The organism is Ruegeria sp. L11 (assembly GCF_056531755.1).
This window is the reverse complement of record NZ_JBQFMI010000002.1, coordinates 406,656-420,359: the sequence shown is the minus strand read 5'-3', so window position 1 is coordinate 420,359 and position 13,704 is coordinate 406,656. Positions and strand designations below refer to the sequence as shown.

Genomic DNA, 13,704 nt, shown 5'->3' with positions numbered 1-13,704 from the left:
TGTGGGGGCAGAGCCCCCACCCTCTCCATCAGGCAGCTGGCATCCGCTGTTCGACAATCTCCGCCCACCAGCTGCATCCGGCCGGAATGGCTTCGTCGTTGAAATTGTATTCCGGGTGATGAACCATTGCGGTGTCACCGTTGCCCACAAGAATATAAGCGCCTGGGCGTTCCTCCAGCATGAAGGCAAAATCTTCGCCCCCCATGACCAAAGGTGCCTCGTCGCAATCACCGGACACCGACCGGGCCACGTCCGCCGCAAACTCTGTTTGCTCGTCGCTGTTCACCATCACCGGATATCCACGAATGTAGGTCACGTCAGCGGTGCCGCCAAACGTGGCCGCAACACCGTTGCAAATCTCGTTGATCCGCTTTTCAGCCAGATCCCGCATGCCCTTGCTCATGGTGCGCACCGTGCCTTTGATCTGCACGGTCTGAGGGATCACATTGAATGCCTTGGATGACGTCTCGAACGATGTCACTGACACCACAACCTGATCAATCGGGTCGGCATTGCGCGAAGAAATCGTTTGCAACGTAAGGACAGCCTGCGCTGCCAGAACTGTGGTATCCACGGTCTCATGCGGTTTGGCCGCATGTCCGCCGCGACCCTCAAAGGTGATGTCGAACTGATCGGTTGCCGCAAAGAACGACCCCGGTCGGATTGCGAACTTGCCGACAGGCTGTCCCGGCCAGTTATGCATGCCGTAGACTTCCTGAATGTTCCAGCGGTCCATCATGCCGTCTTCGCACATTTCGCGGCCCCCGCCGCCCCCTTCCTCAGCAGGTTGGAAGATCACGACAACGGTGCCGTCAAAGTTGCGGGTTTCCGACAGGTACTTTGCCGCCCCCAGCAGCATCGCGGTGTGCCCATCATGGCCACAGGCATGCATCGCACCCGGCGTTTTCGAGGCATAGTCCAGCCCCGTTGCCTCATGTATCGGCAACGCATCCATATCTGCGCGCAGGCCGATCACCTTTCCCTTGCTGTCCGACTTGCCTTTGATCACCCCCACAACGCCGGTACGTCCGATACCGGTCACAACCTCATCGCATCCGAACTCCTTCAGCTTCTCGGCCACCTTCGCGCTGGTGCGGTGGGTCTCAAACAGGATCTCTGGATTCTCGTGCAAATCCCTTCGCCATTCTGTGATTTCATTCTGCAATTCGGCAAAGCGATTCTTAACTGGCATGTCTTTTCTCTCTCCTGATTCAGGTCAAGCCGCCGGCATCCGGCGCTCGACCATTTCCGCAAACCACGAGCACCCAATGGGGATGATCTCGTCATTGAAATTGTATTCGGGGTGATGCAGCCCGGCACTGTCACCGTTGCCCAAAACGATGAATGCCCCGGGCCTCTCTTCCAGCATGAACGAGAAATCCTCGCCCCCCATCACCATCGGCGCTTCAATGCAACTGCCCCCAACCGACACCGCAGCCTCTGCTGCATATCCCGTCTGGGCTTCGGCATTGATCGTCACCGGAACACCGCGCGTATAGGTGAGGTTCACGGACCCGCCAAATGTTGCAGCGGTCCCTTCCGAGACTTCCTTCAGCCGTTGTTCGATCAGGTCGCGCAACTCGTTGGAATGGGTCCGAACGGTGCCGCGTATCCGCGCCGATTGCGGGATCACGTTGAACGCTTTCGAAGATGTCTCGACCGAGGTCACAGACAGCACGGCCTGCAAAATCGGATCCGCGTTGCGCGACACGATCGTCTGCAACGCCACGATCAGCTGCGACAGCATCACCGTTGTATCAATCGTCTGATGAGGTTTTGCCGCGTGGCCGCCGCGCCCTTCAAGTTGGATGTCAAACTCGTCCGCCGCTGCCAGCAACGGGCCTGAGCGAATGGCAAACTGCCCGGTGGGAACACCCGGCACATTGTGCATCGCATAGATTTCCTGAATGCCGAACCGATCCATCAGACCGTCCTTGCACATGGCCTCGGCGCCATTCCCACCCTCTTCGGCAGGCTGAAAGATCACAATTGCCGTGCCATCAAAGTTGCGGGTTTCCGCCAGATACTTGGCGGCCCCCAAAACCATCGCAGTATGCCCGTCATGACCACAGGCATGCATCGCATTCGGTATTTCTGAGGCATAGTCCAACCCGGTTTGTTCCTGCATCGGCAGGGCATCCATATCGGCGCGCAAGCCAATCACACGGCCCCGCGTGTCGCTTTTGCCGCGAATGACCCCGACGACACCGGTGCGACCGATGCCGGTCACGACCTCGTCGCAACCAAACTCGTTCAGCTTTTCCGCAACCAGCGCACTGGTGCGGTGGGTGTCGTACAGAATTTCCGGGTGTTGGTGAATGTCACGCCGCCAACCGGTGATCTCATCATGCATCTCTGCGAGACGGTTCTTGATCGGCATGTCATTCTCCCTGTTTCATGCGACAGGCAATCGTCGTTCCACAAGCTCGGCAAACCAGCTGCAACCGGCGGGGATCGCGTCGTCGTCAAAGTTGTATTGCGGGTGATGGCACATGGCCGTATCCCCGTTCCCGATAAAGATGTACGCGCCGGGGCGTTCTTCAAGCATATAGGCAAAATCTTCGGACGGCATGATCGGGTCCGTGCTGTCGTTGACCTTGCCCGCAACCGCAGCTGCCGCCTCGGCGGCATAGCCTGTTTCGGCCTCGGAATTCACTGTCACCGGGTATCCTGGTGTCCAGATAACCTCCGCCTTCGCGCCAAAGGCCGAGGCCGTATCCTCGGCGATCCGGCGCACGCGTTCTTCGGCGATTGTGCGATACTCGGGGTCAAGTGTCCGCACGGTTCCCTGCAAACGAACCGTATGAGCGATCACGTTTGACGCAACACTGTCAGTCACAAACGTACCAACGGTGAGGACAACTCGCTTGATCGGGTCAACGGTCCGGGACACCACCGATTGCAAGGCAACAACGATGTGCGAGGCCACCAGTGTCGTATCCACCGCCTCATGCGGCGCAGCGGCGTGTCCGCCCTTGCCAGTGACGGTGATTTCAAACTCATCGGACGAGGCCAGCAACGCGCCGGGGCGAATTGCGAACTCTCCCACCGGAAGACCGGGCATATTGTGCATGCCATAGACCTCGTGAATGCCCCAGCGGTCCATCAACCCGTCCTGACACATGGCCAGACCGCCGGCCCCGCCTTCCTCGGCAGGCTGGAAGATCAGAACCACGGTGCCATCGAAATTGCGCGTTTCGGAAAGGTACTGCGCGGCCCCAAGCAGCATCGAAGTATGCCCGTCATGTCCACAGGCGTGCATCTTGCCCGACACGGTCGAGGCATAGTCCAGCCCTGTCGCCTCTTCAATCGGAAGCGCGTCCATGTCTGCACGCAGGCCGATGACGCGCCCCTGCGTATCCGTGCGCCCTTTGATCACCCCGACAACGCCCGTTTTGCCAACGCCCGGAGTGATCTCGTCCACTCCGAATTCTTTCAGACGGGCAGCGACAAACGCCGCAGTTTCATGGACGTCATACATCAGCTCCGGATGGGCGTGCAGGTGGCGACGCCATTCGGTGATCTCGCCGTGCATTTCCGCAAGTCTGTTTTTTACGGGCATCTCAAGACCTTTCTCTCAACCGCTGGCACCATTTTTGACCGGGCTAGGCGCATAGTTTTTCAACCAATCTCTGCATGAATTTATGACCGGCTTCGAATTGTTCAATCGTAATGAACTCATTCGGCTGATGGGCCTGCGCTATGTCTCCGGGTCCGCATATCACGGCAGAATACCCGGCCTCCTGAAATTGACCTGCCTCGGTCCCGTAACTGACCACATGGCTTGCGTTGTCTCCGGTCAGGGCGCGTACCAGTGCTTCGGCTTCACCATCCTCTTCCGGGATCAACCCCGGAATCGCGAAATTTTCAGTCAGTTCGATGCGGGTATCCGGGTGAACGGCCTGCATCTGAGCCTCAACTTGCCGAACCTGTTCGAAATAGGCATCGCGCCATTGGGCCTGCGTTTCATCGGGCACAGTCCGGAAATCCATCATGAACCGGCAGTCTTTGGCGGTAATGTTATGGGCCGTTCCGCCTTCAATCATACCGACATGGCAGGTTGTCCAGGGTGGATCGAACACGGCAGCAACGGTACTGGGTTGCGCCGCCATGTTTCGCGCGTTCTGTTGGTTGGCCCAGTCGATCAACGGGGCCGCCGCCATGATGGCGTTGACGCCTGTGTGCATGATCGAGCTGTGAACTTCGAACCCGACCATATGGGTGTCAAAGCCGAACCCACCCTTGTGACCCGTCACCGCCTGCATCATCGATGGTTCGCCCACAACCACCGCCGAGCCTTTGGGAAGAACGCCCTGCATCGCCTCGATCATCGGCGGCGCCCCGGTACACCCGACTTCCTCATCAAAACTCAGCGCAAGTTGGAGCGGTCGTTTCACACGTGCGTAATGCGCCTCGACCAGCGCCCAGATGGCAAGCGCATCAAATCCCTTCATGTCACAGGTGCCGCGCCCGAAATATTTGCCGTCCTCCTCGGTCACGGTGAAGGGGTCGGTGTCCCAGGGTTGCCCGTCAACCGGTACGACATCCGTGTGCCCGGACAGCACAACTGCGCCTTCTTCCAAAGGGCCAACATGCGCAAAGATCGCCGCCTTATGCGGCTGATCCGGATCAGGCCAGCGGTGCGACGTGATCCCATGGCTTTGCAGGTATTCTTCCACCCAGTCGACCAACGGCAGGTTGGTGTCACGACTCACGGTTGGGAATGAGATCAGCTTGGTCATGATCTCAAGCGGCGTCAGGCGCTTGGCCATCGTGTCAGTACCCACTGTCTGTGGTCAGGATAAAGTGACCCGGTTCAACCTCTTGATATTGCGAGGGTTCCGGTTTGTAGTCGACAGGGTGGATCGGTGACGGGATCGGTTTGAAGTTCAGGTCTTTTTCAGTCTTTCGCTTGTTTGGGTCAGCAATTGGAACTGCCTTCATCAACGCCTGCGTATAGGGGTGTTGCGGGTTTTCAAACACACGTGCACGCGGGCCCAGTTCCACAATGCGGCCCAGATACATAACGCCGACATAGTGGCTGACACGTTCAACCACGGCCATGTCATGACTGATGAACAGATAGGACAGCCCCAGATCGGACTGCAGCTCCATCATCAGGTTCAGAACCTGCGCCTGAACCGACACGTCGAGGGCCGAGACCGCCTCATCCGCGATGATCAGCTTGGGGTTCAGGGCCAGTGCGCGGGCAATCGCGATCCGCTGACGCTGTCCCCCGGACATTTCATGCGGGAAACGACGCATGAAGCTGCGCGGCAGCTGCACCTTGTCGAACAATTGCGCGACGCGGTCCTGCAATTCGGATCCCGACGCCACGCCATAGTTGCGCATCGGCTCGGCAACCTGATCGACCAGCTGCATCTGTGGGTTCAGCGAGGCGAACGGGTCCTGAAAGATCATCTGCATGTCCAGCCGCGCCTTGCGCAGGCCGGACGGGTCCAGCTTCATGATATCGACACCGTCCAGATTGACCTCGCCCGCCATCGGCTCGACCAGCCGCAGGATCGAACGCCCGGCCGAGGACTTTCCGCACCCGGATTCGCCCACAAGGCTGAGTGTCTGACCTTTGTTCAGTGTGAATGACACATCCTCGACCGCATGAACGTTCGAGATCGTGCGCCGCAGAAGACCACCTTTGACCGGGAACCGCGTGGTCAGGTTCTTTACGGTCAACAAAACTTCTTCGGTTCCGGGAATGGGCGCAATTTTCTGCCCCTCGACACCCAGCAACTTCATCGGTTCAGGTGCCGACTTGCCCTGCATTTCACCCAGCTTCGGTACTGCGGCCAAAAGGGCCTTGGTGTAATCATGCTGCGGGTTTTCAAAGATTTCCTTGACGGTCCCCTCTTCGACCTTGTTGCCGCGATACATGACAACAACACGGTCAGCCATCTGGGCAACCACGGCCATGTCGTGGGTGATGAACATCACCGCAGTTCCGGTTTCGCGCTTGAGGCGATCCATCAGGGCCAGGATCTCGGCCTGAATGGTCACGTCCAGCGCTGTGGTTGGTTCATCGGCGATCAGCAGGCGGGGTTCGCAGGCCATGGCCATCGCGATGACGACACGCTGGCGCATCCCGCCCGACAGCTCGTGCGGGTATTGTTTCAGACGACGCTCGGGCTCGGGGATGCGAACCTGGCGCAGCAACTCAAGCGCCCGGTCCTCGGCCTGTGCCTTTGACATCTGCTTGTGGATGCGCAGACCTTCGGTCAACTGGCGACCAACGGTAAAAACCGGATTAAGCGCCGTCATCGGCTCCTGAAAAATCATCCCGATCTCGTTGCCGCGAATCTGTTTCATCAGATCCGGATCGGCTTTGGACAGGTCCATCTCGCCCCCATCGCGGCGATCAAACAGAAGTTCACCACCCGCGATTTCACCCCCACCGAACTCGACCAACCGCATCAGCGACAGCGACGACACCGATTTTCCAGACCCCGATTCGCCAACGATACAAACGGTTTCACCCGGTTTGACCTCGAACGAGACATCCTCAACACCGACAACGGGGCCATCCTTCGTCTGAAACTCCACCCGCAGTTTTTTAATCTGTGCAATAGGCTGATCCAGCACGCGCGCGCTCCCTTGACGACGGTATTCTTTTTCTGAATTCCGAACGCTAAGGCGGGCCGCCGGGAAAAGTCAAACCCATTACACATTTTCGCGACGGCACTACTTGCATTTTTCTCAGGTTCTGTTTCGATACGCCATGTAACCGACCTGGGGAGGCGGCGCAGACCGAAATCGTTAGCGCTATTATCTTTGTTGATCAGAACCTTACCTTGGGGCGGCAACGCCAAACCCGCAGGCCTTGCGGAGATAATCGAGACACGAACGTGTCCAACTTGGGAGTAACTTATGAAAATCAAAACCCTTTTGCTTGGTGCGATTGCAAGCACGGCGATGGCCCCTGTGGCTATGGCCGAGCGTGGATCGGACGGCAATGTCAGCATCATTTACTGGCAGGCTCCGTCGATCCTGAACCCGTACCTGTCCTCGGGCACCAAAGATATCGAATCGGCTTCGTTGGTGATTGAACCGCTCGGTCGCTATGACCAAGACGGGAATCTGGTAGCCTATCTCGCCGAGGATATCCCGACCGTGGAAAACGGTGGTGTTTCGTCGGATCTGAAATCGATCACGTGGAAGCTGAAATCCGGTTTGGTCTGGTCCGATGGGTCGCCCGTGACGTCGGCCGACGTAAAGTTCACCGCAGATTATTGCATGCATCCGGAAGGTGGTTGCGCCCAGCTTGCCAAGTTTGAAGGCGTCGAAAGCGTCGAGGCAATCGACGATCTGACCATCAAGGTCAACTTTGCCGAACCAAAGCCGAACCCCTACGGCCCATTCATGGGTGGCCAGTCGCCAATTATCCAGATGGCCCAGTTTCAGAACTGCATGGGCTCCAAGGCGCCTGAATGTACAGATCAAAACTTTGGTCCGATCGGAACCGGCCCGTTTGTGGTAGACGAATTCAAGCCAAACGACGTGATCACCATGTCGGCCAACCCGAACTATCGTGACCCGAACAAGCCCGCTTTTGCCACGCTGACCTTTAAAGGTGGCGGTGATGCGACAGCGGCTGGCCGTGCTGTGATGGAAACCGGCGAATTCGACTATGCGTGGAACCTGCAACTGGCGCCCGAAGTCATCGAGCAGATGAAGGAAGGCGGCAAGGGTACTCCGATCGCGGCGTTCGGAACCTTGGTCGAACGGATCGAAATGAACATGACAGATCCGTCCCCCAGCCTGCCTGAAGGCGAACGTTCAACCGCCAAACATCCGCACCCGGCCTTGTCGGAGCTGGCGGTTCGCAAGGCACTGTCGATGGCAATCGACCGTGATCTGCTGGTTGAGATTGGCTACGGTCAAGCCGGTCGCCCGACCTGCAACCTGGTACCGGCCCCGGCATTGTACGCAAGCGACAACACCGAGTGTCTGACGCAGGACATCGACGGCGCGAACCAGATGCTGGATGAAGCCGGTTGGGTGAAAGGTGCTGACGGTGTCCGCGCCAAGGATGGTGTAAGACTGTCGCTGGTCTATCAAACCTCGACCAACGCTGTTCGTCAGGACTTCCAGGCGCTGATTAAGGAATGGTGGAGCCAGATCGGTGTTGAAACCGAGTTGCGCAACATCAACGCGTCGGTCTTTTTCGGCGGTGACCCGGGCAGCCCGGACACGTTCCAGCGTTTCTATGCAGACGTTGAAATGTACGCCAACAACTTCGATGGCACCGATCCGGAAAGCTATCTTGCGCAGCACACCTGTGACAAGGCACCCAAACCGGAAAGCCAGTGGCAGGGTGAGAACATCAACCGCTACTGTGATGCCGAGTATGACAAGTTGGTGGCCGAACTGGGCCGCACTGGCGAGCTTGAAAAGCGTGGCGAAATTGCCCGTAAACTCAACGATATGCTGACCAAGGACAGCTATGTCGTGGTTCCGCTGGTTGATCGTGGACGGGTCTCTGCACATTCCAACACATTGGGTGGCGTAATCCTGAACACTTGGGACAGCGAGCTTTGGAACGTTGCGGACTGGTACCGCAAGACCGGCTCCTAAGCGTTAAACCTGCCAAGCCGCGCCCCGATCTTCGGGGCGCGGTCATTTGCAGGCCGCTCCAACAAGAAGACGCATCAACAAAGGCGCCTTTGAATGCTCAACTTTACAATCAGACGACTGGTGTTGGCGGTGCCCACATTGCTGTTCATCAGCCTCGTCATTTTCCTGCTGCTCGAGCTTGCCCCTGGCGACCCGATGGCACAGGTTCCACTCACCGTTCCCCCGGAAGTCAAAGAGAAGATGCGCGAGGCGCTTGGCCTCGGCCAACCGATGCATATCCGATTCTGGAAATGGATTGTGCAGTTCTTCTGGATAGAACCGCAGGTATTGGTCGATTCTGTATTCGGTACAACCTTCTCCGAAGGCGACCTGCGCGTGATTTCATGGCAGACCCGCTCGCCGGTCATGGACATCGTCGTTCAGCGTATCCCGCAGACCTTGTGGGTTGTCGGCACCGCCTATGTGGTCGCCATCCTGATCGCGCTGCCCATCGGCATCTACTCGGCTTACCGCCAATATTCCTGGTTCGACCAGATGGGTACCTTCGTCTCGATGGTCGGCTTCTCGGTCCCGCCGTTTTTCTCGGGCGTGCTGGTGATCGTGATCTTTTCGGTTCAGTTGGGCTGGTTTCCGTCGATCTATGACACAACGCTGGTGGTCAACAGCTGGGACAGCTTTGTTGTACAGCTCAAACAGATGATCATGCCGGTCATGGTTCTGGCCTTGCAGATCACCGCGCAGCTCAGCCGGTTCATGCGCGCGTCCATGCTGGATAACCTCAATCAGGATTACGTTCGCACCGCCCGCGCCAAGGGTCTCAGCGAATATACCGTGGTCATGGTTCACGTCCTGCGAAACTCGATGATCCCGGTGGTCACCGTGATCGCGCTGGGTATTCCGTCCATCTTTGGTGGCGCCATCATCACCGAGCAGGTGTTCAAGGTGAACGGAATCGGGCAGTTGCTGATCGGCGCGATTCAGGCCAATGATCTGCCGATGGTGCAAACCCTGACCTTTATTTTCGCCGTACTGATCGTGTTGTTCAACCTGATCGCTGACGTACTTTATGGCATTCTGGACCCGAGGATTCGATATGACTGATCATGATCGTACCGATACGCTGGTCCCGGACGAAGGACTTGCACCAGCTTCAACCGCCTTGCCGACAGCCGACGTGATGGAAGAACTGGCCACCCCTCCCCGCAGCCAATGGCGCGATGTTTGGGATCAGTTCAAGACCCACAAAGGCGCAATGGTCGGGGCGATCCTGTTTATCATCATCGTTGCCGGTGTCTATCTGGGCCCGTATCTGTGGAGCATTGATCCAACCCAGATCGATATCCGGTCGCGCAATCAGGGGCCCAGTTGGGCGCATCCCTTTGGCACCGACCAATTGGGTCGCGACATTCTTGCGCGCATGATGTCGGGTGGTCAAACCTCAGTCTCGGTTGGCATAACCGCAATGTTGCTGGCGCTGTTTCTGGGTTCGTTCATCGGCGTTCTGGCGGGATTCTTCAGGCGGCTCGATGGGCCGCTGATGCGCCTGACCGACCTGTTTCTGGCCCTGCCCCTGCTGCCTTTGCTGCTGGTCATGATGCTTCTGTTCCGCGAGCCCCTGTCAGCGGCTTTCGGGCTGGAGCGCGGGATCTTCATCCTGATCGTCTGCGCCATCGGCATCACCTCATGGATGCCGACTGCACGGATCGTGCGCGGTGACGTCCTGGCCATCAAGGAACGTGAATTCGTTCTGGCCGCACGCTCCATCGGCACCAGCAACAGCCAGATCATCACGCGGCATATCCTGCCGAACGTTCTTTCGCCGATCATGGTGTCGGCAACACTGGGGATTGCCACAGCGATCATCACCGAAAGCGCGCTGTCCTTCCTTGGGCTGGGCTTCCCGCCCGACTTCCCGACATGGGGCCGCCTGTTGTTTGATGGTGTCGACTATCTTCAGCAATACCCCGAGCGTGTATTCTGGCCCGGTCTGGCAATCTCGCTGACTGTTCTGAGCGTCAACTATCTGGGTGATGGTCTGCGCGACGCGCTGGATCCCCGCATTCGCGGACGCTGAAACAAGTTAGTCGGCGCGCTTCAGCGCGCCGGCCAACAGCACGATCAGAACGGCCAATGGCAACAGCACGGCGAACGCCAGACGCAGGCCGAACAGTTCCGCCAAAAATCCGATCAGCGGCGGCCCAATCAACAGCCCGCCATATCCCAGCGTAGCTACACTCGCGATGGCTTGCCCCGGCGGCACATGCGGATCGCTGGCTGCACGGCTGAACGCCAGCGGCATGATCACCGCATACCCTATACCCATCAGCGCAAACCCCGCCAATGCGGGCAAGGGCACGACCGAAGAAACCACAACGAAAACGCCCAGTGCCGCGCAGATCCCGCCAAACCGAGCCGTGGCGGCAGGACCAAACCAAGTGATGACAACAGCACCTGCAAGTCGAAACGCAACCATCGCCACGGAAAACACGGCATAGCCCAATGCGGCAACACTTTCGGGCGCACCGGACACGTCTCGCAGGAAAATCGCGCTCCAGTCCGCGACGGCGCCTTCACCCAATGCACCACACATGGCGGCGAATCCGACCAGTATCAGCGCGCCCGAGGGCAAAGCAAAAACCGAGCTTTGCGACCGCTCGGACCGTTTCGACGCCCAGCGCACCCACGACGAGGCCAGCGCGAAGGCAACAACCGCGCCACCCGCCACTAGGAAGTGCACCAGAACCGTAAGCCCTATCTGAACTGCCACATACCCGCTGAGCGCGCCAAGACCGGCCCCAAGGCTCCACATGGCGTGGAATGACGACATTACGGGTTTGTCATATGCCTGCTCGACCTCGGCGGCCCAGGCATTCATTGCCACATCCATCGATCCGTGGAACGCGCCGAAAACAAACAAACAATACGCCAGCGCCCAAAACCCGCCAGCAACAGCAAGCAGAACCAGCGACAGCGTGTACAGAACGGCCACTATCCGGGTTACCGCGACTGCGCCATACCGATCCGTCAACCGCCCTGTGACCGGAAACGAACAGACAGCCCCGGCCGCCATGAACAACAACCCGTACCCCAACGCGTCATGGGACAGCTCCAACCGGTCGCGCACGGCCGGAATGCGCGAAGCCCAGATACCAAACAAGGCCCCGTTCAGGATGAACATGGCGGCAACTGCCCGCCATGCCGAGAAAACGCCAATCAACAGAGAACCTCGTGCTGTCTGCCCGCCCCACCCGTTCTACAGGTTGGGCGCAAATTAGCAATTGCAGCTTACCCGAGGCGTTTGCGGATACGCCGAACGGCGAACCATACGCCCGCTACAACCGGGATCGTCGCCGCCGCCGTCAGCATTCCCTTGCTTATCCCTGTGGCCGTCAACGGATACAGAAGGTAGCCAACCAGTGAGACCGCGTAATAACTGATGGCCACCACAGAAAGCCCCTCGACCGTGTGTTGCAAGCGCAAGGCAAGATCAGCCCGACGATCCATGCTTTCCAACAGGGCCTGATTTTGTGCACTCCGCTCGACGTCCACCCTTGTGCGCAGCAACTCACCCGCACGGATCGCCCGGTCAGACAGCGCCTGCAGGCGGCGTTCGGTTGATTTCACGGTACGGATCGCAGGGTCATAACGGCGCATCATGAAATCGGCAAAGCTTTGGCCGCCTTCGAACCTTTCCTCGCGCAGGACATCGATCCGCTGGTTCACCAGCGCCTCGTAAGCGCCGGTTGCCCCAAATCGGAACGAACTGCGGGCCGAAATGGTCTCGAGCTCAGTCGATGTGGCCAGCAATTGAGGTAACAGCGCTTCTGGTGGTGTGGTGTCATCCGTCATTTCAACCATCAGCTTCGCCAACTGGGCGTCCAGTTCCTCGATCCGGGGGGCCAATTGTTTGACGCGGGCAAAGCCAAGCATCGACATCGCCTTGTATGTCTCGATCTCGCACAGCCGCTGGATAATACGCCCTGTGCGGCGCGTGCCCGTGCCTTCGGTCACGAACAGGGCAAAACGCATGTGACCAGCCGGGTCGATGCGGAAATCACTGGCGCAAATCGCCGAAGCATCCAACACCCGCGACACGGCAAGACTTTCAGGTTCGAACCAATCAGCCAGAGCGACCTTTACCGTCGCATCTTCCGGGCGCGGTACCACCCGCATCAGCAGCGAAGTGATCCTCTGGCCCGGACTGGCCATCAGCCAATCCGGGGGAAAAACCTCGAAATCAGCCGGGTTGAAGGGGCGGCCGCTGACGTTCGGCACAATCGCCGTATACGTGACAAACTCTGTGTGCTGCTCCCATTTCAGCCAATGGCGTCCGATCTGCCCGGCATAATGCGTGGCCCCCGGCTGCGGATGTTGCGCCCCATGTCGGTCAAGCAGATCAATCAGGTGGGCGATATCCTGACTGCGGTCCCGAGCGACGGCTGCTTCCGGCTTCTTGATCGCAAGAAAGGCGACCGTGCACGGCGTATCGGCGGCCGGAAACGGGCGGGCATGAAGTTCATTGGCCAGCGCATAGCGCAGCGGGTGATCATCGATTGGCGTCATTCCGAGGCTCCGATAGCGGTGTCCGCACTATACGTCACAACTCGGATACATCAATTCTTATTTTATTTCATATACTTACACGAATACAAAGGTATACAAACCGACTATCTCATTGATTTGGCTGCCACAGCTCGATCGGATTACCTTCCGGATCGTGAAGCCGCGCGAACTTTCCGATCTCACTGTCCCAGTCGGGGCGAGTCTCAACAGCAATTCCGGCAGCTTCAAGCTGCTGTATCATCGCGCCCAGATCGTCGACCCGAAAATTGATCATCCATTGCTGATCCGGGTTTCCGAAATACTCAGTGTCTTTCGCGAACGGTGCAAACACCGTATACCCTTCGCGCTGCTTCCAGGGTACCGGATCATAGTGGTTTACACCCAGATGTTCTTCGTACCAGCGGCTCAATGCCTCAGGATCACTGGCCCGAAAAAATACGCCCCCTATACCGTTCACTTTCTCCATGCTTCGCTCCAACAATACGCATGTCTATCATACCACAACCCGCCCGCTTCATCTGGCCATAAATATCCTGGGGGTTTGGGGGCAAA

Annotated in this window: 11 protein-coding genes; 3 read left to right on the top strand and 8 right to left on the bottom strand. The window is 58.2% G+C overall.

Annotated features, from left to right (window positions below; genetic code table 11):
- Positions 1-28: 28 nt before the first annotated feature.
- From ACR0CE_RS06975 to ACR0CE_RS06955, 5 genes are read right to left on the bottom strand one after another with little or no spacing between them, the layout of a single operon-like run.
- The gene (locus tag ACR0CE_RS06975; RefSeq protein WP_267362899.1) at positions 29-1,192 is read right to left on the bottom strand and encodes a M20 aminoacylase family protein; all 1,164 of its coding nucleotides are present in this window, start codon (positions 1,190-1,192) and stop codon (positions 29-31) included.
- A gap of 24 nt (positions 1,193-1,216) precedes the next feature.
- On the bottom strand, positions 1,217-2,380 hold the full coding sequence (locus ACR0CE_RS06970; protein ID WP_480481803.1) for a M20 aminoacylase family protein: 1,164 nt from the start codon (positions 2,378-2,380) through the stop codon (positions 1,217-1,219).
- Positions 2,381-2,395: 15 nt separating this feature from the next.
- Positions 2,396-3,562 (bottom strand): M20 aminoacylase family protein, encoded by a 1,167-nt coding sequence (locus tag ACR0CE_RS06965; RefSeq protein WP_267362903.1) that lies wholly within the window; start codon positions 3,560-3,562, stop codon positions 2,396-2,398.
- A 43-nt stretch (positions 3,563-3,605) separates the two neighbouring features.
- Positions 3,606-4,772: an acetylornithine deacetylase gene (argE, locus tag ACR0CE_RS06960; protein ID WP_480831594.1), complete on the bottom strand. Its 1,167-nt coding sequence runs from the start codon at positions 4,770-4,772 to the stop codon at positions 3,606-3,608.
- 4 nt (positions 4,773-4,776) lie between these two features.
- Complete coding sequence (locus ACR0CE_RS06955; protein ID WP_480583127.1) at positions 4,777-6,597, bottom strand: ABC transporter ATP-binding protein; 1,821 nt, start codon at positions 6,595-6,597, stop codon at positions 4,777-4,779.
- A gap of 285 nt (positions 6,598-6,882) precedes the next feature.
- Between ACR0CE_RS06955 and ACR0CE_RS06950 the strand changes: the two genes are divergently transcribed.
- The 3 genes from ACR0CE_RS06950 to ACR0CE_RS06940 all read left to right on the top strand — a co-directional run bounded on the left by ACR0CE_RS06950 (position 6,883) and on the right by ACR0CE_RS06940 (position 10,663).
- A complete protein-coding gene (locus ACR0CE_RS06950) occupies positions 6,883-8,589 on the top strand; it encodes a peptide ABC transporter substrate-binding protein (RefSeq protein WP_209504479.1) in 1,707 nt (568 codons plus the stop codon).
- A 93-nt stretch (positions 8,590-8,682) separates the two neighbouring features.
- Positions 8,683-9,690, top strand: coding sequence for an ABC transporter permease (locus tag ACR0CE_RS06945; RefSeq protein WP_209504480.1), 1,008 nt, complete (start codon positions 8,683-8,685; stop codon positions 9,688-9,690).
- Positions 9,683-10,663, top strand: coding sequence for an ABC transporter permease (locus ACR0CE_RS06940; RefSeq protein ID WP_267366742.1), 981 nt, complete (start codon positions 9,683-9,685; stop codon positions 10,661-10,663). Before ACR0CE_RS06945 ends, ACR0CE_RS06940 begins: the two co-directional genes overlap by 8 nt.
- Before the next feature lie 6 nt (positions 10,664-10,669).
- On the opposite strand, the gene ACR0CE_RS06935 is transcribed toward ACR0CE_RS06940, so the two are convergent.
- The 3 genes from ACR0CE_RS06935 to ACR0CE_RS06925 all read right to left on the bottom strand — a co-directional run bounded on the left by ACR0CE_RS06935 (position 10,670) and on the right by ACR0CE_RS06925 (position 13,618).
- Positions 10,670-11,767 carry an MFS transporter gene (locus tag ACR0CE_RS06935; RefSeq protein ID WP_480831592.1) on the bottom strand — a complete coding sequence of 366 codons (1,098 nt, stop codon included), beginning with the start codon at positions 11,765-11,767 and terminating at the stop codon, positions 10,670-10,672.
- A gap of 107 nt (positions 11,768-11,874) precedes the next feature.
- A complete protein-coding gene (locus ACR0CE_RS06930; RefSeq protein ID WP_480831590.1) occupies positions 11,875-13,152 on the bottom strand; it encodes a DUF3422 family protein in 1,278 nt (425 codons plus the stop codon).
- Positions 13,153-13,261: 109 nt separating this feature from the next.
- Complete coding sequence (locus ACR0CE_RS06925) at positions 13,262-13,618, bottom strand: VOC family protein (RefSeq protein WP_209504483.1); 357 nt, start codon at positions 13,616-13,618, stop codon at positions 13,262-13,264.
- Between the last annotated feature and the right edge of the window lie 86 nt (positions 13,619-13,704).

What these genes read in the sequence shown, in the direction of transcription:
- ACR0CE_RS06965 (WP_267362903.1), bottom strand. Translation starts at nt 3,562, where the DNA reads ATGCCCGTAAAAAACAGACTTGCGGAAATGCACGGCGAGATCACCGAA.
- ACR0CE_RS06925 (WP_209504483.1), bottom strand. Translation starts at nt 13,618, where the DNA reads ATGGAGAAAGTGAACGGTATAGGGGGCGTATTTTTTCGGGCCAGTGAT.
- ACR0CE_RS06975 (WP_267362899.1), bottom strand. Translation starts at nt 1,192, where the DNA reads ATGCCAGTTAAGAATCGCTTTGCCGAATTGCAGAATGAAATCACAGAA.
- ACR0CE_RS06970 (WP_480481803.1), bottom strand. Translation starts at nt 2,380, where the DNA reads ATGCCGATCAAGAACCGTCTCGCAGAGATGCATGATGAGATCACCGGT.
- ACR0CE_RS06945 (WP_209504480.1), top strand. Translation starts at nt 8,683, where the DNA reads ATGCTCAACTTTACAATCAGACGACTGGTGTTGGCGGTGCCCACATTG.
- ACR0CE_RS06930 (WP_480831590.1), bottom strand. Translation starts at nt 13,152, where the DNA reads ATGACGCCAATCGATGATCACCCGCTGCGCTATGCGCTGGCCAATGAA.
- ACR0CE_RS06940 (WP_267366742.1), top strand. Translation starts at nt 9,683, where the DNA reads ATGACTGATCATGATCGTACCGATACGCTGGTCCCGGACGAAGGACTT.
- ACR0CE_RS06935 (WP_480831592.1), bottom strand. Translation starts at nt 11,767, where the DNA reads ATGTTCATCCTGAACGGGGCCTTGTTTGGTATCTGGGCTTCGCGCATT.
- ACR0CE_RS06950 (WP_209504479.1), top strand. Translation starts at nt 6,883, where the DNA reads ATGAAAATCAAAACCCTTTTGCTTGGTGCGATTGCAAGCACGGCGATG.
- argE (WP_480831594.1), bottom strand. Translation starts at nt 4,772, where the DNA reads ATGGCCAAGCGCCTGACGCCGCTTGAGATCATGACCAAGCTGATCTCA.